Annotated in this window: 24 protein-coding genes; 3 read left to right on the forward strand and 21 right to left on the reverse strand. The window is 44.7% G+C overall.

Features of this window, described 5'->3' with window-relative positions; genetic code table 11:
• Positions 1-45: 45 nt before the first annotated feature.
• On the reverse strand, positions 46-705 hold the full coding sequence (locus tag ACO0KZ_RS18185; protein ID WP_422997821.1) for a GGDEF domain-containing protein: 660 nt from the start codon (positions 703-705) through the stop codon (positions 46-48).
• Positions 706-837: 132 nt separating this feature from the next.
• Between ACO0KZ_RS18185 and ACO0KZ_RS18190 the strand changes: the two genes are divergently transcribed.
• Positions 838-1,752, forward strand: coding sequence for a 1-aminocyclopropane-1-carboxylate deaminase/D-cysteine desulfhydrase (locus tag ACO0KZ_RS18190; protein ID WP_422997823.1), 915 nt, complete (start codon positions 838-840; stop codon positions 1,750-1,752).
• An 8-nt stretch (positions 1,753-1,760) separates the two neighbouring features.
• On the opposite strand, the gene ACO0KZ_RS18195 is transcribed toward ACO0KZ_RS18190, so the two are convergent.
• From ACO0KZ_RS18195 to glpD, 5 genes are all read right to left on the reverse strand, one after another.
• Entirely contained in the window at positions 1,761-2,126 is a 366-nt protein-coding gene (locus ACO0KZ_RS18195; RefSeq protein ID WP_422997824.1) for a hypothetical protein, read from the reverse strand.
• A 65-nt stretch (positions 2,127-2,191) separates the two neighbouring features.
• Positions 2,192-3,214, reverse strand: coding sequence for a substrate-binding domain-containing protein (locus ACO0KZ_RS18200; protein ID WP_422997825.1), 1,023 nt, complete (start codon positions 3,212-3,214; stop codon positions 2,192-2,194).
• A gap of 460 nt (positions 3,215-3,674) precedes the next feature.
• Positions 3,675-3,851, reverse strand: coding sequence for a hypothetical protein (locus ACO0KZ_RS18205; RefSeq protein ID WP_422997827.1), 177 nt, complete (start codon positions 3,849-3,851; stop codon positions 3,675-3,677).
• A 14-nt stretch (positions 3,852-3,865) separates the two neighbouring features.
• Positions 3,866-4,660 carry a DUF1700 domain-containing protein gene (locus tag ACO0KZ_RS18210; protein ID WP_422997829.1) on the reverse strand — a complete coding sequence of 265 codons (795 nt, stop codon included), beginning with the start codon at positions 4,658-4,660 and terminating at the stop codon, positions 3,866-3,868.
• A gap of 192 nt (positions 4,661-4,852) precedes the next feature.
• On the reverse strand, positions 4,853-6,442 hold the full coding sequence (glpD, locus tag ACO0KZ_RS18215; protein ID WP_422997873.1) for a glycerol-3-phosphate dehydrogenase: 1,590 nt from the start codon (positions 6,440-6,442) through the stop codon (positions 4,853-4,855).
• A 303-nt stretch (positions 6,443-6,745) separates the two neighbouring features.
• Between glpD and ACO0KZ_RS18220 the strand changes: the two genes are divergently transcribed.
• Positions 6,746-8,401 (forward strand): MFS transporter, encoded by a 1,656-nt coding sequence (locus ACO0KZ_RS18220; RefSeq protein ID WP_422997831.1) that lies wholly within the window; start codon positions 6,746-6,748, stop codon positions 8,399-8,401.
• Positions 8,402-8,517: 116 nt separating this feature from the next.
• Here ACO0KZ_RS18220 and ACO0KZ_RS18225 read toward each other — a convergent pair whose 3' ends face one another.
• From ACO0KZ_RS18225 to ACO0KZ_RS18275, 11 genes are all read right to left on the reverse strand, one after another.
• A complete protein-coding gene (locus ACO0KZ_RS18225) occupies positions 8,518-9,348 on the reverse strand; it encodes a branched-chain amino acid aminotransferase (protein WP_422997833.1) in 831 nt (276 codons plus the stop codon).
• 114 nt (positions 9,349-9,462) lie between these two features.
• Positions 9,463-9,807 (reverse strand): energy transducer TonB, encoded by a 345-nt coding sequence (locus tag ACO0KZ_RS18230; RefSeq protein ID WP_422997835.1) that lies wholly within the window; start codon positions 9,805-9,807, stop codon positions 9,463-9,465.
• A gap of 31 nt (positions 9,808-9,838) precedes the next feature.
• Complete coding sequence (locus ACO0KZ_RS18235; RefSeq protein WP_422997837.1) at positions 9,839-10,180, reverse strand: energy transducer TonB; 342 nt, start codon at positions 10,178-10,180, stop codon at positions 9,839-9,841.
• Between the two features lie 52 nt (positions 10,181-10,232).
• Positions 10,233-11,975, reverse strand: a complete 1,743-nt coding sequence (locus ACO0KZ_RS18240; protein ID WP_422997839.1) for a methyl-accepting chemotaxis protein — start codon at positions 11,973-11,975, stop codon at positions 10,233-10,235.
• 362 nt (positions 11,976-12,337) lie between these two features.
• Positions 12,338-14,098, reverse strand: coding sequence for a phosphoenolpyruvate--protein phosphotransferase (gene ptsP, locus ACO0KZ_RS18245; RefSeq protein WP_422997841.1), 1,761 nt, complete (start codon positions 14,096-14,098; stop codon positions 12,338-12,340).
• Positions 14,099-14,168: 70 nt separating this feature from the next.
• Entirely contained in the window at positions 14,169-14,438 is a 270-nt protein-coding gene (locus tag ACO0KZ_RS18250) for an HPr family phosphocarrier protein (protein ID WP_422997843.1), read from the reverse strand.
• A 51-nt stretch (positions 14,439-14,489) separates the two neighbouring features.
• Complete coding sequence (locus ACO0KZ_RS18255) at positions 14,490-14,897, reverse strand: PTS sugar transporter subunit IIA (protein WP_422997845.1); 408 nt, start codon at positions 14,895-14,897, stop codon at positions 14,490-14,492.
• Between the two features lie 73 nt (positions 14,898-14,970).
• Positions 14,971-15,915 (reverse strand): glutathione synthase, encoded by a 945-nt coding sequence (gene gshB / locus ACO0KZ_RS18260; protein WP_422997875.1) that lies wholly within the window; start codon positions 15,913-15,915, stop codon positions 14,971-14,973.
• Positions 15,916-15,975: 60 nt separating this feature from the next.
• Complete coding sequence (gshA, locus tag ACO0KZ_RS18265) at positions 15,976-17,274, reverse strand: glutamate--cysteine ligase (RefSeq protein WP_422997847.1); 1,299 nt, start codon at positions 17,272-17,274, stop codon at positions 15,976-15,978.
• Between the two features lie 233 nt (positions 17,275-17,507).
• A complete protein-coding gene (locus ACO0KZ_RS18270) occupies positions 17,508-17,810 on the reverse strand; it encodes an antibiotic biosynthesis monooxygenase family protein (protein ID WP_422997849.1) in 303 nt (100 codons plus the stop codon).
• A gap of 23 nt (positions 17,811-17,833) precedes the next feature.
• A complete protein-coding gene (locus tag ACO0KZ_RS18275; protein WP_422997851.1) occupies positions 17,834-18,847 on the reverse strand; it encodes an AI-2E family transporter in 1,014 nt (337 codons plus the stop codon).
• Between the two features lie 450 nt (positions 18,848-19,297).
• Between ACO0KZ_RS18275 and ACO0KZ_RS18280 the strand changes: the two genes are divergently transcribed.
• Positions 19,298-20,677: a sensor domain-containing diguanylate cyclase gene (locus tag ACO0KZ_RS18280; protein ID WP_422997853.1), complete on the forward strand. Its 1,380-nt coding sequence runs from the start codon at positions 19,298-19,300 to the stop codon at positions 20,675-20,677.
• 66 nt (positions 20,678-20,743) lie between these two features.
• Here ACO0KZ_RS18280 and ACO0KZ_RS18285 read toward each other — a convergent pair whose 3' ends face one another.
• From ACO0KZ_RS18285 to ACO0KZ_RS18300, 4 genes are all read right to left on the reverse strand, one after another.
• Positions 20,744-21,580, reverse strand: coding sequence for a Rossmann-like and DUF2520 domain-containing protein (locus ACO0KZ_RS18285; RefSeq protein WP_422997855.1), 837 nt, complete (start codon positions 21,578-21,580; stop codon positions 20,744-20,746).
• 63 nt (positions 21,581-21,643) lie between these two features.
• The gene (locus ACO0KZ_RS18290) at positions 21,644-22,693 is read right to left on the reverse strand and encodes a carbonic anhydrase (RefSeq protein WP_422997857.1); all 1,050 of its coding nucleotides are present in this window, start codon (positions 22,691-22,693) and stop codon (positions 21,644-21,646) included.
• A 92-nt stretch (positions 22,694-22,785) separates the two neighbouring features.
• Positions 22,786-22,998 carry a DUF1289 domain-containing protein gene (locus ACO0KZ_RS18295; RefSeq protein ID WP_422997859.1) on the reverse strand — a complete coding sequence of 71 codons (213 nt, stop codon included), beginning with the start codon at positions 22,996-22,998 and terminating at the stop codon, positions 22,786-22,788.
• Positions 22,999-23,023: 25 nt separating this feature from the next.
• Positions 23,024-24,262, reverse strand: coding sequence for a TIGR03862 family flavoprotein (locus ACO0KZ_RS18300; RefSeq protein WP_422997861.1), 1,239 nt, complete (start codon positions 24,260-24,262; stop codon positions 23,024-23,026).
• Between the last annotated feature and the right edge of the window lie 213 nt (positions 24,263-24,475).

Below are 24,475 nucleotides of genomic sequence, written 5' to 3' on the forward strand. Positions count from 1 at the left end.
ACTCAAACGTGGACAAAAAAGTTCCAAGAGAGGAAACGCTTATGATTACTCTTGCGTAGGATCGTAGTCTGGAATATCTGCATCGATTTGCACCAGCGAGTCGGGACCAGTATCGCGAGCCTTGTGCAATGCTTTTTGCGCTCGTAACAGAACTTTATCAGCCATATCACCTGGCGCGTTAGGCGTTAGCCCAGTGCAGAATGTGACTTGCAGGCCCTCGGCAACATCAGTCCAATCATACGCCTGCAAATTTTCTTTGATACGACGAATTGCCACCATACTTTGATCCAACCAAGTTGTTGGCATAACGATCGCAAATTCGGTAGCGCCAATGCGCCCAAAAGAATCTAGGTTACGTAATACGTGAATCGCCTCCTGAGTCACGATCTGCAAAATACGTTTGGTCACGTCCTGCCCGTACAACTCCATTACTTCCGGCAATCGATCAATACCGATCAATGCCACCGTAAAGGTATGTCCAGTCCGTTTAGAGCGCTGCAATTCACCATCCAGGCGTTCTATTAGAGTGTTACGGTTCAAGGCGCCAGTCAAATGATCATGCGTTGCCAAAGTTTGCAAATGCGACATGACCGTTTCTAACTTAGGTAGAACATCCTCTTTCGTATTTCCCTCTTTGATTTGTGCAATCGCTTCCATCAACTGCTGTTGCACGAAGGGTATGGTCTGTTTGGTATTTCTTGGCATCTTGAAGTTAAATCAATAGTGTGTGAAGAACAAAACCCATTCTACGAACCTACATACATGAATCTACATTGACTGACACGACCCAGCTTACAATAGGCACTTTACCACCTTGTAAAGCTTGAGCAAGTTCCCATGCCACTTTTGTCGTTTTCTTCACCGCTGGAGCCATTGCTAAATGATATTTTCCCGAATATCCAATTATGGATGAAACGTGATGATCTGCTACACCCTAGCGTCTCAGGTAATAAATTTCGAAAATTGAAATATAACCTGATTCAGGCAAGTAAGAATCGCCCTATCTTAATATCGATGGGTGGTGCGTGGTCAAATCATCTACATGCTTTGGCGCATGCCGCGCAATTACTCGGCTTGAGCTCGGTCGGCCTAGTACGCGGCTTGCATGCTGAACACTCAGCTTTAAATGCCACACTATCAGATTGTCAATCTGCTGGAATGCAACTTCAATTCGTCTCACGCGAAGACTATCGCAAATTACGCGACCAGCCGGATATTTGGAAAAATTGGGTCACCCAAGATCCCAAGGAATATTTATGGTTACCTGAAGGTGGCAGTAACGCGCTGGCCCTAACTGGCATGGCTGAATTAGTCGATGAATTAAAACAGGATTTGGGTAGGACACCTGATACCATCGTGCTTGCGTGTGGAACGGGTGCCAGCTTGGCGGGCATATTGGCAGGCTTACGTGGCCAAGGTCGAGTTATTGGCATCGCTGCGGTTAGCAATGCTGGGTACTTACGTCAACAAGTGCAGCAATTGCTATTAGACGCAGGCCAACCAGCTTATCAAAATTTTGAAATCCTGCTTGACTTCGCGCAGGGCGGATTCGCCAAGGCGTCGCCAGCATTGCTTCAGTTTTGCGAGCAGTTTTTCCAACAAACAAAGATACCCGTTGAACCCGTTTACACAGGAAAGATGCTTTTTGCTTTGGCGGAACTATGTCGATCTGGGAAATTTGTCAAAGGTGAAAGGGTGGTGGCAATTCATACCGGCGGCTTACAAGGGCTGAGAGGCTATCTAACAAAATAGTACAAGTGTCAGTAACGATGCTCATCAACCAAGTGTTTGTTAAAGCTGTACTTACTGCCACCTTGTAGGATGTCCACCATTTTCTTGGAATTTGCAGCAGAAATAAAGACATCGGCGACGCCATCTTTGACTCGAAACTTCGTCGCGGGACTCAGGATATTATTCGGTTTAATCATCAAATGTCGAATCACTCTTGCTTTCTCATTGCAGATTAAGAAATGACACTCTTTCTTAAAATTAGCTAACGGAATATTCAGCCACCACCCCTCGTCGCTGACATACCTTACCAATTGAGAAAACTGTGTATTGCTCTCATTTAATGAGTTAGAGCGCAACGACTCATTGGCAATATGTATGGCTTCTGACTTATTCATAATCAATCAATATAAAATAAAAAAAGGGCGATATGCTCGCCCTTTCTGTTTATCCATTGCGCATATTACTTGCCCCAATATGACAAGTACTTGGCACGAAAATCACTCGAAGGATCAAACATATCTTTTTGCCCTCCATCGTAAGTAATGTTTTGCAGCGTCACTAAATGCAGAGGTGCATTATAGCCGCTGGGGCTGACTTTAGAGAAAGCGCGATTCATTTCATCGACAATTTGCCAGCCATGCAAATACAGAGGTTCAGGCACAGTACTTATTTGCAGATCGCCTTTGCGTATGCGTTTGAACGCATTTGGAGAACCATCACCGGCAGAAATGCCGCGCAGCTTATTACCTGCAATTAATTTCTCAATCTCGGGCTTGTCCAGCATGTCAAAATACACATCATTAACAGCAATGACATGCGTCCACTTACTGCCATTCCGTTTGACTAAAGAGTCAATTAAAGTAGGGAATTTCTTACGTGATTCAGCCACCGGCAAATCCTCTACGCTCAGAATCCGGCATGCGTCGCACTGGCGCAACACTTCCACAATAGCACCCGACTTGGTCGCCATATATGGCGTTGAAGTATCAGTAAAAACGACAATACCCGCTTTATTGCTAGATTCAGCTGCGCCAAACAAAGCCGCGATCTGCGCAGCTTCTTTAGGATCCGTCGTGATATTAGCAAAAAGGCCAGGAACACCTGCGGCTTTTGCACTTGCATGCCAACCGACGACTGGCACCTTGGCTTCACCGGCGGCAGCTAAACCTTTAGCCTGGCTTGCGGCATCAACTCCCGCCAATACAATGCCGTTTGGTTTCATGTCCAATGCTTGCTGCACAATGCCAGCACCGATATTGCACTGGCCGCGACAATCGATAGAAAGAACTTGCCAACCAGTACCGGCGACAGCCTCTTTTATTCCATTAAACACGCCATAAATTCCAGCGTCACTCATGTCATGCGCAATAAAAACGATCTTTTTATCTTTTTGAAGTTGAGGACCTGAGCTTGGACCTTCCCATTTTGATTTCAGAGCCGACGCTTTCGCGACTTTGGCATTTGCTGCACTCACGAACTGCATAGTATTCTGCTGAGCGTATGCCCCAGCCGCCATGAAACAAGTCGCGAACAATAACGCTAGTAAGCTTTTACTTTGAACAGTAGTCATAAATCCGGAATAGTCAGTGTGAACGAAAACAGCTAAACGAATATATCCAAGACTTACACTTCGATATATGAAGAATAGCAAACGTTCAAAGATTATCGTAGAAAGACGCATAGCGCAAATAAAGACGAGCTACTTGGCGGTGAACTGTATGCTTTTCACTGCAGTCACATAATTATTTTGACCATAGGCTAGATTTGTCTCTTATTTTACGATCGATTTTCGCCACCAAAATAGTAAAACGACATTGGTCGGCAGACCAACATCTATTTCCCAGGTAAGATTTCACACAAATTCGGGTTCATGAGCAAACCAATGATGCCTGTTTTTAAAAAAAATATCAGGCATCATCGCGTAGTTGCTTGTATTGACAAAACTAGGGCTTAGTCGGCTTAGTGGCAGGGGCACTAGCGTTACTGGAATCGGTTTCTGAAGCAGCTACGGGCGCGGCTTGTGACTTAACCGCATGGGACCGAATAATACCAACACCAAGTGCCGACAACAGCAAGCCGAACAATACCAAAGCTACTCCGAATTTTAAGAAAGATTTCATGTAGTTCTCCAAGATCAGGCAAGAATAGTGGTTTCAGAACGCACAGGACCGCGTAATAGTGAAACCGTCCAAAGTAAATACTTTCCAAAGCCAATGACACTCAACCTTGTCAACCAGAGGCACAACAAAAGCAAGCCTGTAGCACCGATCAGCATACCTATACCAAAAAAGAAATGTCGTGTTTCCATGCGGTTTTTAATATGTATTTTGCCTAGTCGATTGTCAGTATGAAAAACGACGTCCTCATTGGCTTCAGGTAAGTGGACTAACTTATCTGTCTTATCTTTGTTTACCTGAATCCCTGCTTCGCTAATATCAACAGAAACACTGCCCACATGGGAATGCCTTAGGCTACGAGTGACTTGTGCGGCTGAATGACTATAATGATAACCAGGCAACTTAAATTCCATTGCTGGCACCCCAGAAAGGCTGGCGGCAATCATAACCGTCGCGCTCAAGTACAACGCCATAGAAAACAAGTAAGCACAAAACAAAAAGACGCCATACAGAATCGCTGGCACCAACATGAAGAAGTTAAAAATAACCAGACCAATCAACGCAATAAAAAAACCAAAAATATTGCCGGGACCTAGATTCCTTTTAAGATTTTGAAATCGTGCATTTGCTCGTTGCTGAGCCGCCACTAGACGTGGATTCGCTAATTTTTGAGAGATTTCTGTTTCACTCAAACCTAGACTGATTCCGTCTTGGAATTTTTTCTCATAACTGGCAAGTGTTGCATCGATCACCGATGCCGGCAGTCCTTGCAATTCTTGTCGCAAGGTATTTATATATTCTGTTTTGTTCATGATCTTTTCCCCTCCAATGGCATTATCGAAATTTGCGCGTTAGCGCTCATGCATGGTGTCACTTTAGAGAGATGGGATCAAAATGCCTATCGCATAGCGACATAGTGCAAATTTTTATGGATAGATGGCAAATACAAGCGACGAGAAGAAAATCAAAGGTTTATCGACACAATAACAATCCGTTTATTCAACTTAGCTCCGACCTGCTAACCAGTTATCCAAAATAGATTCCGCGTCAGCTGCCAAATGCAAGCCTAATTTTGTTCGGCGCCACAAAATGTCGCGTGCGGTCTGAGCAAACTCCTCGTGTATTAAATAGCGAATTTCGCAAGTATATAGGCCAGGTAGAACTTGATCTCCTAAGCTAGTTTGGTCAACGCAGCCCTCGAGAATGCGATGAATGCGTGTCCCATAACTTGCAGCCAAACGCGCGACCCAAGTATTGGGCGCCCAAGGATATTGCAAACAACAAGCTTGGATAAAATCGCCACGTCGCAAGACATTCTGGTTATCTGGCAATGTGGAAAATAAATCACCGCCTGGCAACAATGCAGTTTTGGTCCAGGCGGGCTGAACGGCTTTAATTGAGGAAAGTGGCTTTGAAAGCAAGCTCAAAGCGTCTTCTGCCAAGCGGCGATACGTCGTTATTTTGCCACCAAAGACATGCAAGATGGGTGCCACATCCAAATCCAACTCCAACTCCAACCGATAATCTCGAGTAATTGATTTACTATCGGATTGCCCGTCATCAACCAAAGGACGAACTCCCGCGTAGGACCACAACACATCCTGCACTGAAATTTGGTGTGCAAAATATTGATTACTTAAGTTGCACAGATAAGCAATTTCTTCATCACTTATCTCAGACTTAAATTCGTCCGGTCTCCCTTGGTATTCGATATCGGTAGTACCTATTAATGTAAACTTTTTTTCGTAAGGTATGGCGAATACGATGCGTCCATCCGGATGCTGAAAGATGTATGCATTCTCGTGCGAGAAAAGACTATTAACAACGATGTGACTACCCTTTACCAATCGCATTTTCTGCGTTACAGATTGGGACGTAAATTTTGCTTGCAGATCAGCAACCCAAGCACCGCTCGCGTTGACGACACAGGCCGCGTTCACTAGCAGCTGTTCATCATTCGAATTATCTGAACTGTCTGAGGCGAATTTCCGGCGGCTTAGTTGTGCCAACCAACGACCATTTTTTGCCTCCAGGTGGTTGCAACGTGTTCGTGTAAAGATCTGAGCACCACGTTGTTGTGCGTCCATCGCATTTAACACCACCAAACGAGCATCATCTACCCAAGCATCTGAATACATAAACCCAAATTTCAAATCTGATTTGAGCCCAGTGCCGACTTCATGTTCGCGTAAATAACAGGATTCTGTACCTGGTAACAAATCACGTCTGGCCAAGTGATCATAGAGGAATAGACCACAACGTAAAATCCAACGCGGTCGTAAACCAGCGACATAGGGCATCACAAAACGCAATGGCCGAATCAGGTGTGGTGCCAGACGCATTAAGTCCTCGCGTTCCTGAAGCGCCTTACGTACCAACGAGAACTCATAATATTCCAGGTAGCGCAAGCCACCATGAATCAACTTAGATGAGGCTGAAGAGGTATGGGAGGCCAAATCATCTTTCTCACATAGAATGACTTTTAGCCCTCGCCCGGCAGCATCCCTGGCGATACCCACGCCATTGATTCCACCACCTATCACCAGCACATCGCAACACAATGGTTCACGTACAGACGAAGTTTCTTGAATCATAGACAAGGAACAAGTTGATTTATCGCAAAGCTTAACGATGCTTCACAAATTTAATGTACATCCTATGGGAATATTTACCAATAGCACCGTACATGAATTCAAACTGCAGTATGCCTGAACACAACACAATTTTACGTTTATTCAAAAGTCACAAACTTTATATACTTTTTTGGGGCTTTTGGGCATATTTCGATTGTCATTTAGAAGCAAAGTTGATAGTTTATGAGGTGAAAAATAAATATATGAGGGTTTATAGCACGTAAATTTAGTAACAAAACAACTACCCTAAGGAGGAGACACAATATGGCAAACCCAAATGTTGCATCTGCAGGTATGACCAAAGAGGAGCGGAAGGTTATTTTCGCATCTTCGTTAGGAACTGTATTTGAATGGTATGACTTTTATCTTTACGGCACGCTCGCTGCCGTGATCGGTAAGAAATTTTTCACAGCACTTGACCCCAACTCACAAATGATCTTCTCCTTGCTGGCTTTCGCAGCAGGTTTTATTGTTCGTCCGTTTGGCGCCTTAGTGTTCGGGCGTTTAGGCGACATGATCGGCCGTAAATACACCTTTCTAGTTACCATCGTCATTATGGGCGGCTCAACTTTTATTGTTGGCTGCTTACCTGGCTACGAAATGATAGGCATTGCCGCCCCTGTGTTGCTGATCGCTCTGCGTATGTTGCAAGGCTTAGCATTAGGCGGCGAGTACGGTGGTGCTGCAACCTATGTTGCGGAGCATTCCCCTGCCGATAAGCGTGGCTTCTTCACTTCATGGATTCAAACTACCGCTACTTTGGGTTTGTTTTTATCTTTATTAGTGATCTTGGGCGCAAGAACAGCAGTCGGTGAAGATCAATTCGCCGATTGGGGCTGGCGTATTCCGTTCTGGGTATCGGCACTATTGCTGATCATTTCAGTCTGGATTCGTATGTCCATGAATGAATCGCCTGCCTTTGCCAAGATGAAGTCTGAAGGTAAAGTTTCCAAAGCACCATTGACCGAATCCTTCGGTAAATGGAGCAATTTGAAGATCGTTATTCTGGCTTTAGTTGGTTTAACAGCAGGCCAAGCAGTGGTTTGGTACACGGGGCAGTTCTACGCCTTGTTCTTCTTGACCAACACATTGAAAGTTGACAATGCAACGGCGAATCTGATGATCGCAGCATCACTCATCATCGGTACACCATTCTTCGTTATTTTTGGCGCTTTGTCCGACAAAATTGGTCGTAAGCCTATTATTATGGCGGGTTGCTTAATTGCTGCGTTGACTTACTTCCCTCTGTTCAAAGCATTAACAGAAGCGGCAAACCCAGCTCTGGCCGCGGCACAAGCAGCAAACAAAATTGTCGTGACTGCCGATCCTGCTGAATGCTCATTCCAATTCAATCCGACAGGCACTAAGAAGTTCACCAGCTCATGTGATATTGCGAAGCAAGTTTTAGCAGCGAACTCTGCGAGCTACGAAACAGTCGAAGGTACGGGGCCAGCGAAAATCTCAATTGGCGCAACCGTGATTGAATCGTATTCTTCCAACGGCATGGCTGCCGCCGATGCAAAAGCAAAAGACACCGCGTTCAAAAAATCAGTTGTTGATTCTCTGCGTGCCGCTGGCTATCCCGCTAAAGCTGACCCTGCAAGCCTGAACAAGCCAATGGTCGTCTTGATTCTGTCAATCTTGGTGGTTTATGTAACGATGGTCTACGGACCTATCGCAGCAATGTTGGTGGAAATGTTCCCGACCCGTATTCGTTACACATCCATGTCGCTCCCATACCATATCGGTAACGGTTGGTTTGGTGGCTTATTGCCAGCAACAGGCGTGGCCATCGTCGCACAAACCGGCAATATGTATAACGGTTTGTGGTACCCGATCATTGTGGCCTCGGCGACTTTCGTCATTGGTATGTTGTTTATTAAAGAAACCAAAGACGTCGATATTTACGCTAATGATTGATTCCCTGCGGGCTATCTAGTCCTAAAATAAAAACCGCTCAATCGATACTGATTGAGCGGTTTTTTCTTTAGTATCTAAAAATCACAATAAAATAAATGTTACAGCTGAACCTCGTACTATTCAGTCTCCATAAATCCCAAGTATAGTTTTCGCGCCAAGGTAGCAATCGGCCCTATAGGAAAGTCTTGGTTTTCATAACGAGTACAAGGTAAAACTTTACCGAAGTTACCAGTATTAAAAATCTCTTGCGCGTCGAGCAGTTCATCAGGGTGGACGCTACGTTCTTCAACCTTAATTTTCTGCGTCGCTAATAAACCAATCACACGAGCACGCGTAATACCCGACAAGAAACAGCCATTCGCCACAGGGGTAACCACTTGCCCTGCCTGGTCCACAAAAAATAAATTTGCAGTGGCGAATTCCGCAACATGCCCCTGAATATCGCAAACAACGGCGTTGTCGTAGCCACGCGCTTTCGCGTCACGTAGTGCGCGAGTGGTATTTGGATAAAGGCAAGATGCTTTTGCGTCTGTCGGAGCCATTAGAGGATTGGGTCTTTGCAAAGTCGACAGGCAAGATGAGAAGCCTGCAAAGGCAGGAAGAGGTGCATCAAACAATGTCAAAGCGAATCCCGATTGGCTCGGAATGAGTAATCCCTCGGTGCCAAATATTAAAGGCCGAATATAGAGTTCAGCATCAGCTGGAAATTTTGTAATTCCATCTCGACATAGCTGCTCCATCTGCTCAATCGTGTAGGGGCAGTTTAAGCCAAGTAACTCGGCCGAACGAGTCGCACGCGCAAGATGCAAGCGCAAATCAGGCAAGCGCCCTCGAATTGATCTTGCTCCATCGAATATCGAAGAACCAAGCCATACCGCATGATCCATCGCGCCTAGAATCGGGGCATTGCCCTCATGCCAAGCATCATTCATAAACGTCATGTGCATATAAACTCTTTCAAAAGAAATCTCTATTAAGCTATAGCGATGCATTCATCCAAAAACAAAACCCGCCACAGAAAACCTGGCGGGCTTACATAGGTAAAACAAAACGCACAATGACTATTCCAACTTCCATACGAAATCAACTTTTGCCCATAATTGATCAGGCTTGCCATCTTTCGAGCCCGGTTTAAATTTACACAAACTCAACGCAGATAAAGCCGCTTTATCCAGACTTTTAGAGCCGCTAGATTTTTCGACTTTAGACTCGACTACCTTACCATCAGCGGCAATCAGGAAACCCATTGTTACCGTTCCAGTTTCCTCATTCATCAATGCGGCTTTTGGATACTTTGGTTGATCACACGACTTAGCATCCATCACCGGCGAAACATCGGCCGCAAAAGTAAAACCAGAAACTGTTAATAACAAACATGACGTGATTGCGGATAATTTAGCGTTCATAAGCAAACTCTTTTATTTAATTAGAAAAAACTTAAAACTTCCAGACGAAATCAACTTTGATCCACATCTGTTCAACCTTGCCGTCTTTTGTACCAGGCTTAAACTTACACAAACTAAACGCCGCAATAGCAGCCTTGTCTAAGCTCTTAGATCCACTGGATGTATCAACCTTTGAGTCAACCACTTTGCCATCTGCTGACACGAGAAACGCCATTGTAACAGTTCCAGTCTCCTCGTTGATCAATGACGCTTTGGGATATTTCGGTGTCTCACAAGACTTACTGTCCAATACTGGATTAACCACCGCTGCATTGGTAAAACCGCTTAGAAAAAATCCACCTAATACTAAACCGCACACAAGTAATGATCGCATAATGTTTCCTTCGCTATTAACTAAAGACCAAAGCTATCAAACCACCAGATGATTAAAACTCCTCCCAATCATCTTCACTAGGTTTCGCTTGCGTGGCTTTTTTGGGTGCCGGCTTAGCTGCCGGTAAGGACTTCACCGTTGCCTTTGGCTTTGCTTTCTGAGCGACTGCGGGTTCAACACGACGCGGGGTTGCTGGAGTTGGGCGATTTGCAAAAGCGGTTTCTGCTGCACTCAATTTAAAAATACTTACCACCTTAGCCAACTCACCCGCCTGGTCTTGCAAGCTTTGAGCAGCAGCAGCAGCTTCTTCAACCAAAGCGGCATTTTGTTGGGTCATACCATCCATCTCAATAATCGCCGAGTTAACCGCTTCAATACCAGAGCTTTGTTCCTGACTTGCTGCGCTAATCTCAGCAATAATATCGGTCACGTGACGGACACTAGATACCACCTCATCTATCGTAGCACCCGCCTGTCCAACCAACTTGCTACCAATTTCAACTTTTTCGACAGAGTCACCAATCAATGTTTTGATTTCTTTCGCTGCAGCGGCGCTGCGTTGCGCCAAGCTACGTACTTCTGATGCAACTACGGCGAATCCACGACCCTGTTCACCTGCACGTGCAGCTTCAACTGCAGCATTCAAAGCCAAAATGTTGGTTTGGAATGCGATACCGTCGATCACACTAATAATGTCCACAATCTTTTTCGCGGATTCATTAATGGAGCTCATCGTATTGACTACTTCAGCAACCACTTCACCACCTTGACGCGCAACATCAGATGCCGACGCTGCCAATTTATTCGCTTCCCGTGCATTGTCTGCATTCTGTTTTACTGTGGTCGTCAATTCCTTCATAGACGCCGTAGTTTTTTCAAGTGAACTTGCTTGTTGCTCGGTACGATTGGACAGATCTAAGTTACCCGTGGCAATTTCACGCGACGCAGTAGCAATCGTATCAGTACCAACGCGCACCTGCCCCACAATATTAACCAAACTATCCCGCATCGTTTTCATCTCGGCCACTAAACTTTCAGAGTCGCCACTATTAGTATCAATAATGCCAGATAAATCACCGGCGGCAATTTGACTCGCAATATCAGCTGCATAGTCGGGTTCACCACCTAATTGCTTCAACAGGCTTCTAGTAATAATTACTGCGGCAATCACACCCAAAATTACAGCTAAGGAACCTAACAATAATAAAAGATTACGTGCGCCACCAAAAGCTGATTTTGCTTCTTCCGCTACCACCGCATTCTGCTTATCTTCTGTCGCGACCAGCTCATCCAATACTTTGAGCCATTCTTCCTGGACTGGACGAACTTTCTTAATTAACGCAATCGTAGCGCTCTCTGGATTGTTCGCGAGGCCAAGCTCTTTTGCCGTATTAGGCAAAGAAGCCGCGGCTTTCTCTTTTTCTTTCAGCTTCGCAAAGAGAGTACGTTCTTCCGAAGAAGAAGTACTTTCGTTCTTTAGCATCTCGGCTAATTTAGACTCTTTTTCCCCATAATTCTTTGACTGTTCATCGATCTTTTTCAGATCTTTGGCCATATCATCTATATCAGTTAGCAGAGTTAAATTGCGCAGAGACACCTGTCGATCATAGACAATAGCCCGCATATCGATAATCAAGCGACTCTTAACATTGCTCACATTCACAATGTCTTCAAGTCGATCTTGGATTAACGACATCCTAGAAATACCCAAGGTCGTGACCGCAACTAGCAGCACTAAAACAAGTGCGAAACCGAGCCCGAGGCGCTTACCCACTTTCATTGTAGTTAAGTTCATGTTTATCCAGCCAAATAATGATTTAAACGATTTATATTTCTCAAAGTACGAACACGTCATTAAAACTAACGTTTGAAACTTGAAGCTTTTAGCAATGTTTATTGACAGCAATAAGGGGAACTAGCATTTGCTGAAAAACCTGAAAGCCTGCTTTTCATTCCGCGAGCCTAAAGCTCGCTTAGAATATACTCCTTTTTTGCTCAAAGGTAAGTCTATACGTGCTAAAAAACCACCGCTATTTGCTTGTTGCACATAAATATTTAATGAAACAAACATTTCTTTGTGGCAATTTTAAAAACTATTTAAACTATATATAACAAGCTATTGCTATATGTTGCAAGTGCTTAGTAAGCATATATAAATTAAACAAATTGCTGTTGTTGCATACCATAGAGCAGTTCTTGAGCAATACGAGGATCAAAAGTACGTAACATTTTTTTTGCGCTGGGCTCCAAAGCGGCGATATTGGAGTTCAAAATTTCCTGTTTAATTTCGGGCAATAAAGCAGCTGGCATCGACAATTCCCGAAAGCCCATGGCGATCAAGAGCCGTGTCAATTTAACGTCTCCAGCCATACCACCACAAATCGCAACTGGTATGTTCGCCTTGATAGCAGCACTCACCGTGATGTCTAGTAACTGCAAAATCGCAGGATGCGTATCGTTGTACAGATGTGCAACTTCATGATCTGCGCGATCGATCGCTAAAGTGTATTGAATCAAATCGTTGGTACCGATAGACAGAAAATCGAGCTTTTTAACGAACATCGGCAAACTCAGAGCTGCCGCCGGAATTTCTATCATGGCACCCACCAAAATTCCGTCATCGAATGCTATACCCTCCGCGCGCAATCCATCTTTCGCCTGTTGAATCATTGCTAAAGACTGATCAATCTCAAAGGCATGCGCAATCATAGGAATCAGAATATGCACACTACCGAAAGCTGAGGCGCGCAAAATGGCTCTTAACTGCGTCAAAAAAATTTGCGGCTCTTTCAAACAAAAGCGAATCGCTCGCAAGCCTAGTGCTGGATTCAAAATATTATGTTCGTTGTGATCTAAAGGTTTATCCGCGCCAACATCCAAAGTACGAATCGTGACTGGCTTGCCCTTCATGGTTTGCACTGCCTGTTTGTAGGCGATAAACTGTTCCTCTTCGTCAGGCAACTGGGTCTCAACACTGGTTCGCCCCATGAACAGAAATTCCGACCGAAATAGACCGACACCGCTTGCGCCTGCATCCATGGCAGCGTGCGCGTCTTCAGGTAATTCAATATTCGCGAGCAATGTCACTTCAATACCGTCGAGACTTATCGCAGGCGTCTTTTTCAACTTATGAAGTTTTTTCCTGGCCTTGAGCAAGGCCGCCTGACGGTCGCGGTATTGTGCGATCACTAGTGGCGAGGGCGCAACGATCACTACACCAGCATCGCTATCAATAATCAACCAGTCATCTTGCACGATCAAATGTGAAGCGTTGCCTAAGCCGACAACAGCAGGTATGCCCAAACTACGCGAGACAATCGCGGTATGTGAATTCGGGCCACCTTCATCGGTCACAAACCCGGTGAAAGCAACATCCCGAAATTGCATCATGTCGGCTGGCGAAATGTCTTTCGCGACGACGATCATATTGGCATTGCGTTCATCGACACCTGTTGCACGCGGCAATTGATGCGCGGTGCCCGTCAAGACTTTTAATACACGCTCGGCAACTTGCTGAATATCTGCTTTACGCTCGCGTAAATATTCATCTTCAATTTCATCAAACTGTGCAGACAACGCATCGATTTGAGTTACCAAGGCCCATTCGGCATTGTAGTGACGGGAACGGATAATATCTAAAGGCGCCTCTGACACCATAGGGTCAGATAAAATTAAAGCGTGTACATCGAGAAACGCGCCAAGCTCTGTAGGCGCGTCCGTCGGCAAGTCGGACCAAATAGTCTGTAATTCTAGCTGTACCTGGGCGATTGCTTTTTGCAGCCGAACAACTTCCGCCTCAACCTGTTCTTGTGCTACCAGATAGTGTTTTACATCCATTGCAGCGGGACGCAAAAGATGGGCACGTCCTATCGTAATGCCGCGAGAAACAGGGATGCCTTGTAAAGTAAAAGATGCCACTTAGTCTCCCTTATGTACTTCTATTTATAGTTATCAGGCACTAAAAAATTACCAGCAAGCGACAGGAACTTTATTCGCCTTCACCGAAACGATCATTAATCAGTGCTGCAATTGCATCAAAACAGGCCTGTTCGTCCTCGCCATTGGTTTCCAATAATATTTTGCTACCTTTACCCGCCGCCAGCATCATGACGCCCATAATTGATTTGCCATTCACACGACGATTATTCCGAGTAAGCCAAACCTCACTTTTAAACTTGCCACCTAATTGTGTCAATTTTGCAGAAGCACGAGCGTGTAAGCCAAGCTTGTTAATTATTTCAATGTCTTGTTGAATCATTTTGCATTCACTTTAGTTCTAAATTAAGAGTTGGTGCTAAAAGAGAAGTTCTTAACTTTCAGCAATCCGAATTCGATTTTCAACCCGCGTGGCACCATTCTGACCACCTGCTAAAGCCATCTCGACCACCACATCTAAGGCATCCTGGCGGTAGGTAATAGCGCGTAATAACATAGGTAAACTAATTCCAGCGATGACGGAAACTTGATTTGGATCCCCTAGTTGCCTACAACAATTTGAAGGCGTTCCACCAAGTATATCCGTCATAATCAAAACACCAGAGCCATCATCGAGACGGCGCACAGCTTCAAGCGCCAAACGATTCACGTCATCAACATTCTGATCGGCTACGACATCAATTGCCTCAAGGCGCTCCGGCTTACTCCGAAAGACGTGCGCAGCCGCCTGCAAAAATGCAGTGCCTAGTGGCGCATGGGTCATTAACAACAAACCTACCATTCCATTATCCTAATCTGGGCGACAACAAAATCGCGCCAATTTCAAGCACATAGCATAGAGCAACAATCATATCCTAAGCCAACACTCGCTTTTCTAATGCGTCAATAAACATGCCAGCCACGTTAAACCCAGTTTGTTGAAAAATTTCTTGGAAACAAGTTGGACTTGTCACATTCACTTCGGTCAAACAAGTTCCTATCACGTCTAATCCTACCAGCAACAAGCCACGTTCGGAAAGCTGTGGCGCCAGACTTTCAGCAATTTCTCTATCTTGGTTACTTAATTCTTGAGCTACGCCTATACCACCAGCAGCAAGATTACCGCGGACTTCGCCATTTTGAGGGATGCGTGCTAAAGCGAATGGAACCACCGCGCCGCCAATTAGCAAGATTCGTTTGTCACCATGCACGATTTCGGGAATATATTTTTGCACCATAATGGTACGTGTTTGATTATTGGTCAGGGTTTCAATCACCGAGCCGAGGTTCATACCATCCTCACGAATGCGGAAAATTCCAGCGCCTCCCATGCCATCCAAAGGTTTTAAAATAATATCGCGGTGTTTTGCAAAAAAAGACCGTATTCTTTGCTCATCGCGCGTAACCAAGGTGGGCGTCGTAAATTCCGGGAATTGAGCGATACTCAATTTTTCATTGTGATCACGAATGGCTGAAGGCTTATTGAAGACTTTCGCACCACGAAGTTCTGCCAAATCTAAAAGATAGGTGGCATAGATATATTCCATGTCAAATGGTGGATCTTTGCGCTGTAAAACCGCATCAAACTCATGCAATCCCAAATCCTGCGTTTCGCTCAAGTGATACCAAGCGTTTGCATCTCCAGTCAAGCTAATTTCCTGCACTGCTGCACGAACTTCACCGGCTTCTAAAACCATATCAGCCGGGCCGAAAGCAAAAATGCGATGTCCACGCCCAACCGCCTCTACCATCATCGCGTAAGTCGAATCTTTGTATGTCTTAAACTGCGCTAAAGGGTCAGTAAGAAAAGCTATTTTCATCATTTATCCAAGGCAAATACAATTATTAAAACAACGTAAAATCAATGCAAAAAAAATCGGTCAATAAATCTCTGGATTAGGATCAGTTTTCTCTAACTCTAACGATGCAGCCAACAGTGCCAAGCGTGCCACAACACCGTACATGTAAAAACGATTCGGCGCAGCAGTACCCGGTTTGGCACGCATGTCTGGAACCGCATGTTGCTGGGCAAATGCGAGCGGTACAAATTCCATCCCTGGCGCATTCAGATTTTCATCAATACCACGATCTTGATGTACCCGATAAAATCCGCCGACGACATAACGATCTATCATATACACCACAGGCTCTGCTACGCTCTCATCGATCTGTTCAAAAGTGTAGACGCCTTCTTGCACGATGTAGTCATGTACTTCGCGACCATCCTTCACCACCGTCATTTTATTACGTTGTTTGGAATTCAAATCACGTACTTCGCGCGAATCACGTACTGTCATAATACCCATGCCACAGGTACCAGCATCCGCTTTCACAATCACAAATGGCTTGTCTTTAATGCCGTATTCTTTGTATTTTTTACGAATCTTGGAGAGGATCGTATCGACCGTAGCCATCAAGGTATCAAGCCCAGTTCCCGCCTCAAAATCAACTTCGCTGCATTTTGCAAAAAAAGGATTAATTAGCCATGGGTCAATATCCACCATTTTGGCAAATTTTTTCACTACCTCATCGTAGCTTGAAAAATGATTCGTTTTACGACGCATCGCCCAACCCGCATGTAGAGGCGGCAATAAAGTTTGTTCGTGAATATTTTCTAAGATTGCCGGAATATGGGTAGATAGATCATTGTTCAATAGGATGGTACAAGGATCGAAATTTTTCAGTCCCAAGCGACGACCACTTGCCGAACGTTGCAAAGGTTCTAGCAACAAACTACCGCCATCTGGCAAGGCAATAACAGTATCTTGCTGGCAGCTTTCGTCCAAGTTACCAAGCCGGACATTCAATCCAGTCTGACGATAAATCTGCATCTGGCGTGCGATATTTTGCCAATAAGAGGCATTACAAGGACGACCTTCAGGGATCAAAAGTAAATTACGTGCATCGGGACAATATTTTTCGATCGCCGCCATCGATGCCTGCACCGCCAACGGTAGCATCTCGGAACCCAAATGATTAAAACCACCTGGAAATAAATTGGTGTCCACTGGAGCCAGTTTGAAACCAGAGTTACGCATATCCACAGAACAGTAAAACGACGGTGTATGCTCTTGCCATTCAAGACGGAACCAGCGCTCAATCGAAGGCGTAGCTTCCAAAATCTTTCTCTCAAAATCAAGCAAGGGACCGTTTAAGGCGGTGGCGAGGTGGGGAACCATAATAACCTTTACATACAAAAAAAGAAGACCCTGTATCTACCAAAAATATAATAGAGTCGAGGTACAGCACGGAAGCATCGGACTAAGCAGTCTTTACAACTTGGGGCAAATCTAACATTCTCAAGGCAACAAAGCCTTGAACCTTATAAGTGAATTAATGACTTGATTAAAAAAATACCACCGTAAATACCTACCTCAATCCAACAGGTTACTAACCGAGCCAAGTAATATTTTTAGGTCGATTTGGCCAACAAATCAAAATGCTCAACCACAGGTGGCGTTGCAAAGAAAGATCCTACAATACTGCGCCACTCAGCGAATGCTGACGATTGGCGAAAATCGATTGTGTGGTTTTCTAAAGTATCCCAAAAAATCATCAGTACGTAGCGTTCCGGCGACTCGATGCCCTTGTTCACCTTAAAGCCCCGGAATCCTTTCGAATGAGTAATCACTTCGTGCAAACCGCGCACGATGGCCGCATCAAAAGCGTCTTGCTGGCCTTTATGAATCTGTATATCTGCTAATTCTAAAATCATCTGATTACTTCCTTTCAATAAGTTTACACCAAGCCACGTTCGCTCAATTCCCGCTTCAGATAAGAATAAAACACAGGTGCAGCGACTACGCCAGGCAAGCCAAATAGTGTCTCCATAACGAGGATTGCAACCAGCAACTCCCATGCTTTGGCATTAACTTGCGAACCAATAATTCTGGCATTTAAGAAATATTCTAATTTATGAATAATCACCATGAATGCCAGAGAAACGGCCGCCATTTGCAAAGAGTACGACAAGCTGACGATCACGATAACTGTATTAGAAATAATATTGCCAACAACAGGAATTAAACCGGCCACAAAGGTCACCGCAATCATGCTTTTGACCAATGGTAAATGTACCCCCGCTAGTGGCAGAATGACTGCCAGAAAAATGGTAGTAAATGTCGTATTGATCAAAGAGATCCTGACTTGTGCAAACACGACACGATGAAACATGTCCGCCAACATAGCAACTCTTTGCTGTAGAGCTGCAGCAAAAGGACGGTAGTGATGCACGCTAGTTGCATCTTGCAGGGCGACCATACTACCGATCACCATACCTAACAATAAATGCACTATCAAATGCCCGGCTTCTTGTCCCAATACCTTTGCCTCGCCCGCATGCTCATGCAAGGCGTCTGTCAAAATACGTTTTAATGACTCAACATCTTCAGGCAAATAAGTAGTCACCCAAAGTGGTAATTGTTGGCGCGACGATTCAATCAGATCGGCTAATTTCTTAAGCAAAGTATGCAAATTGCCCGCGTCACTACGCAGAAATGCGACCACGCCCCAAATGCTAAAACTGATCGCAAGAATGATCGTCACCGACAAAAAAACCACCGCAATCATACGCGCCTGTTGATTGCTGAATTTACGCTGTATGGTGGGCACTAAAAGCCGCACCAAAGAATAGAGCAACAATCCTGAAAATAGAGCAACCAATAGTCCAGCTTTCAACACCAAAAATAGTGCCAGCGCGGCGCAAAAGTAAGAAGCAATTAATGGTACAGAAGTTCTGTCGGCAGTATTCATTTTTATCCTAGTTAGGAAAGGATTAGTACACTACTATAGATGGGGTCTTACAGCAAAATCAATAGGAGCAGACCGAGCATTGTTTTTTTAGGGGACGCAGATCCAGTTTCAAATCATGTAAAACGGCAAAGTAGCATCATATAGGGCATCCTAGCGGCAATCTTCGGTTCGTGCCGCCTTATCAGGAAAATAAGCTGTTTCATTTTGATCAGTAAATCGCTTTTCGCTAGAGAAAATGCTCGCCTCAATATGCTAAAGAGGTATAAAAACGCATGGTTTATAGTATGATCGTGGGTCTTAGCGGCTTGGCATTTGCCGCCAATTCTTCCTCCTACTCAAAAAACACGCGGCTGTGAGCCTATGAGAAAATCATTACAACAATATATATTATTGATATGGATTTCCCTGATTCTAATATTAGGATTCGTCGCAGTTTTGGCGACTAGCTATATGGTTTCAAAAGAGGCTTTGCAACGAGGCCTGTCGGAGAATACGCTACCGATTACCGGCGACAATGTGTACTCTGAAATTCAAAAAGATATTTTGCGACCGGTTTTTGTGTCCGCACAAATGGCCCATGACACTTTTGTCAAAGATTGGATCATCAACGGCGAAGAAGATGCTCAGCAGATCACCAAGTATCTAAAAGAAATCAAAACGAAAAATCAGGCTATTTCAAGTTTTCTAGTCAGTGATCTGACCAAAAATTATTACTATGGTGATGGTCTGCTGAAGACTGTGAAAGAGAACGAACCGCGCGACCAGTGGTTTTTTCGGGTAAAAAATTTAAAATCAGACTATGAAACTAATGTCGATGCTGATTTGGCAAACCGTGACAGCATCACGATTTTTACCAATTATAGAGTGGTTGATTACAGTGGGAAATTTATCGGTGCAGTGGGTATTGGGCTAACGCTCGACACGATGAAACGTTTGATTGATAGCTACCAAACGCGCTTTCAAAGAACCATTTATTTTGTCGATAAAAAAGGAAATGTCGTACTCTCAAGTAGTTCTTTCAGACAAAAGAAAACCAATATTGCGCAGATTCCAGGACTTGAGCAGCTTAGCAAGCAAATTTTAGGTAATACAAAAAATGATTCTCTGCACCTAGAGTATGTCAATGATAACGGGAGCATTTTTGTTAATTCCCGATTTTTACCTGAGTTAGGTTGGCACTTATTGGTTGAGCAAGACTTGGCAGGTGAATTACAGCCCTTACAAAAATTATTATTGGTGAATGCATCGATAGGCTTAGGGATCACACTGACCGTTATTTTGATCGTACTGTTCTCCGTGCGCCGTTATCAGCAACGTATAGAAAAATCTGCTGCTACCGATTCCTTGACTAAGCTTTTAAACCGTCAGGCATTTGATTTTGTCTTTCAACAAGCGATTCTCGATAGTGAACGTTCTCGCCAACCTTTGTGTGTGGCATTGATGGATATTGATCACTTTAAAAAAATTAATGATAAGCAGGGTCATTTAATCGGTGATCATGTGTTACGTGAAATTGCGGCGATTGCGAAGCGTTCTTTACGTGAAAGCGACGTCATTTGTCGCTGGGGTGGCGAAGAGTTTTTATTATTGTTAAAAAACTGCACGCTAGAAAAAGCCACTTCAATTGCGGAGAATCTACGTACCACCATTGCTGCCAATGATTTCTCCCGTACTACCGATCTTGCCAAGACAAAATTATCATTAACCGTCAGTATGGGTGTCGCCGAATGTAAGCTGCATGAGAGTGAAGACAGTGTTTTCGAGCGTGCTGACGTAGCCCTGTATCAAGCCAAAGAAAGTGGTCGTAACAGCGTGTATTTTTCAGAGTAAATGAACAGAACAATTTCCAGCAAGCTACGCTAAGTGATTTGATAAATTAAATGTGCACTGACTTTTTCAGTCCCTTGTCTTTTGCGCTAATGCTATGGTCGGCGCAATAAACGCCTGATAGACCGCGCCGCGCTGCTCATCCCAAGCTGTAACGACTTCTTGTTGATAGGCCACAGTCTTCATATCACCGCGCTTAATCGGCCCAGTCAAAGCAGACATCGTCCCGAGGTTAAATACATTCTCTAAGCTTTTAGCGGAAAGCGCTCGCGCCATTTTGTGCGCAGATTCCATAGGTATTCCGGCAGCACAATAAGCATCAATCGCTATATCCATTAGAGTGACCAGATAATTGCTAGCAAACACAGAGGCCGCGTGATAAAGCATTTTAGCCTCTGGTTTGACCGGAATTAGTTGTGCGCCTATCCCTACAAACGCAGATTCCAAGATAGCCAAAGCTCGAGCACTCCCTTCGATACTACATATAGTGCCAGAAAAATCCTCTACCACTGCAGCTACATCAGCGAAACTTCGTACAGGGTGGACACTGGCGAGCTGTATTTGTAATTGATCTAATGCTGGAACTTGTGCCAACAAATCGAGTGAGGATTTTGATCCGCTACAATGAAAGAGTAGACCACCCACGGGAAGTGCTCCGCATTCAAGTAATGCTTTCGTGGTGTCAACTAGGTGATCGTCGGGCACCGCTAATAAGGTGATGTCTGCGACTTGAACTTGCTTTATGTCAGTGATGCCGATACCCGAACTAATGAATTCGAGCGCAGTTAGATTGGTTTTTGCGCTTTGCGTATAAACCTGAGCTATCTCAAAAATCTGTTTGTCGAAAAACAGGCGAGCTAGGCTTTTCCCTACGCGCCCAGCGCCAATGATATTAAGCGTTTGCATCAGGCTTTTCACTTTCAAATAAGTTCGATTTTAAAGGTATTTGAAATGCCTGAATCGGTTTACTCAACGAGATTCTTTAATTATGCGACCCGAGCTTCTCTGCAATGGACGTGCATTCATTGGATAGAGCCGTGCGAATATTGCCAGTTGTTCTGGCGAGATACCGATTGGCTCTTTCATCACTAACCACAAAACGCCTTCACTACAGGGTGGCGTGGTCAATGAGCCCATGTAAGTGTAGTAATCACGGCGTTTTGGAATCAATTCGCCGAGATCTATATTACTCAACGCTTTGATAGGCTCATTTTTTTCTAATGGGAGATTATTCCAAACTGCTTGAATAATTTTATTGTCCTCACCGACCTCCATTAGAATCGCTACTACGGCCAACTTTCCTTCACGATCTTTATGCACCAAATGTGCGACCATCTCCGCGCCCTTACCATTGATTCGTTCTTCTGAGGGGCGATGAAAATGCATCTGTTGCATTTCATAGTTCTTACCCGATACATTCAGGTAATTGCCGGAGCCTGGTGTCATTTGTATGGTGTGGCCATTATCTAGTACGGAAAACTGGACGGACTTGTAGTCAAAATTGATAGGATCAAGCTCAACCCGAATTCCATCGCGAATATCAATCGGAGATTGGCGTTCGCCCAGGTCACATTTCGTGTTTGCACTACTAAGTTTGCCCCAGCTTAATGGCCCCGCGTCTCCCTCATAAGACCAATGGGTAGCATCATTGTGCACGGCTACCTTTTTGGTCTTCTCAAGGCTGCTTTGGCCGACTCTTGCTGGCACTGTATAAGGACGCACATAAGGCCGATTAACTGATTTGGGAACCTCGTCTTTGTCTTTACGTATGGCGGCCAGGCGCTCCGCTATTTTTAGCGCTAACTCATCCGCTGCCTGCGCTTCCTTCAGTCGGCTAGCGTCGCTAGCTTTTGACTCACGGCTAGCTTTTGTGTCTTTTACCGGCTTAGTTTCTTCTTTCGCCTGGGCAGACGCCTCTTCCTTGGCTGATGTGGGTTTAATCGGTTTCGTGACAGGGTCGTTAGCTCGGGCACTTAAGGCGAAGAAAAAAAGACATAGAAAGAGATAACTGGTTCGCATAATAGATTCCCATTAAGTGTTAAGTGCTTTACGGCAATTTCTCAATGAAACTTGAATAGTTTGTGAAATCTCTCTGGCTTAACCTATGCACCTTACAGTTTCTTTCTTTCCTCTATTTTCGCCCAGATTGCCACTTTCGTCGCGTTACTAGCCTTACTCCAGACAATAATTTCGTCTAAGGTACGCAGGCAGCCACTACACAGATTTGTTTCCGCATTTATCTTGCAAGCTTTAACGCATGGGGAGGCGACATCGCTCGCGATTGCTGCCTCTCCCATGATGTTTATCGGTTCTATTGCTGACACTTGAGTATTCCTTGCCCCTATGTTCTTAACCTTGCTGCTTTATCCATTTGATTGCACCTTGCGCCCCCGCCGCGCCGGTCGCGAAACATGCACTCAGTAAGTAGCCACCTGTCGGGGCGTCCCAGTTTAGCATTTCGCCCGCACAAAAATGTCCTGGCATCTTCTTTAACATGAAATGCTCATCCAGTTCGCTCCAATTCAAACCACCCGCACTACTTATCGCTTCATCAATAGGTCGAGCACGCAGCAATCGAAGTGGCATGGCTTTTAATGCCAAAGCTAATTGTTGGACGTCCTGAATTTGCGTGGACTCTAAACATTCATAGACTAATGCTGTATGAATCGGATGTAGGCCTAGTTTACTACGCAAATGACTAGATAGTGAGCGCGAACCCCGAGGCGAACTCAATTCTCTTTGGACGCGCTCCAATTCCCTTCCTGGTAAAAGGTCTATCAGGAGGTCGCAGCTGCCTGTGTTTCGAATCTGTTCACGAATCTGTGACGAAAGTGCGTAAATGAGGCTACCTTCAACCCCCGTGTCGCTAATTACAAATTGCCCTTGTCGTTTCTGAGTCAGGCCAGATTCGGTCACAATTGATGCAGAGACTGATGTTAATGGTTTGCCCGCGAAATTTTGCTTAAAGTAGTCTGTCCACACCAGCTCGAAGCCACAATTACTAGCTTCAAATGGTGTAATTGATAGTTGATTATTTTGAAAAGGAGTAAGCCAAGCACCATCAGATCCCAAGCGTCGCCAACTAGCGCCTCCAAAAGCAAATATGCAAGCATCTGCATTAACGTTTTTCACACCTTCTGGCGAATGGAAAACATGCCCCTTTTCTGACCACCCTTGCCACTTGTGCCGCATATGGAATTTCACACCAGACTCACGCAAACGATGTAGCCAAGCGCGCAACAACGGAGCCGCTTTCATATCAATTGGAAATACTCGCTGTGAACTACCAATAAAAGTCGGAATTCCCAAGCTGTCAGCCCAATCACGAATCACGGTTGCAGGAAACGCGTTTAACGCAGCTTCAAGTTGTGACGAGCTATCGCTGTAACGTGACAATAAATTCTCGTGTGCTTCAGCATGAGTCAAATTCATACCGCTCTTACCCGCCAACAAAAACTTCCGCCCAACTGATGGCATAGCATCGTACACATCAACGCTGATATCAGCTGAAATGGCGTGTTCAGCGGCCATCAATCCGGCCGGACCAGCACCGATCACGATGATTTGTTTTTTATTTAAAGACTGCATATTGGTGGAAGTTTGGCGGATAAATCAATGAACAGCAAATTATTGAATGATTTTAATTTGAAGTAGAATGAAGAGGTTCTGATTTAAAGCGCAAAAAGCAAAAGCCCCTGATTCGAAGTGAATCAGGGGCGATGCGGAATAAGAGCCTGACGATGACCTACTTTCACACTGGTTGCAGCACTATCATCGGCGCAAAGTCGTTTCACGGTCCTG

The organism is Undibacterium sp. Di24W (genome assembly GCF_049340325.1).
In the GTDB taxonomy this organism is placed as follows: domain Bacteria; phylum Pseudomonadota; class Gammaproteobacteria; order Burkholderiales; family Burkholderiaceae_D; genus Undibacterium.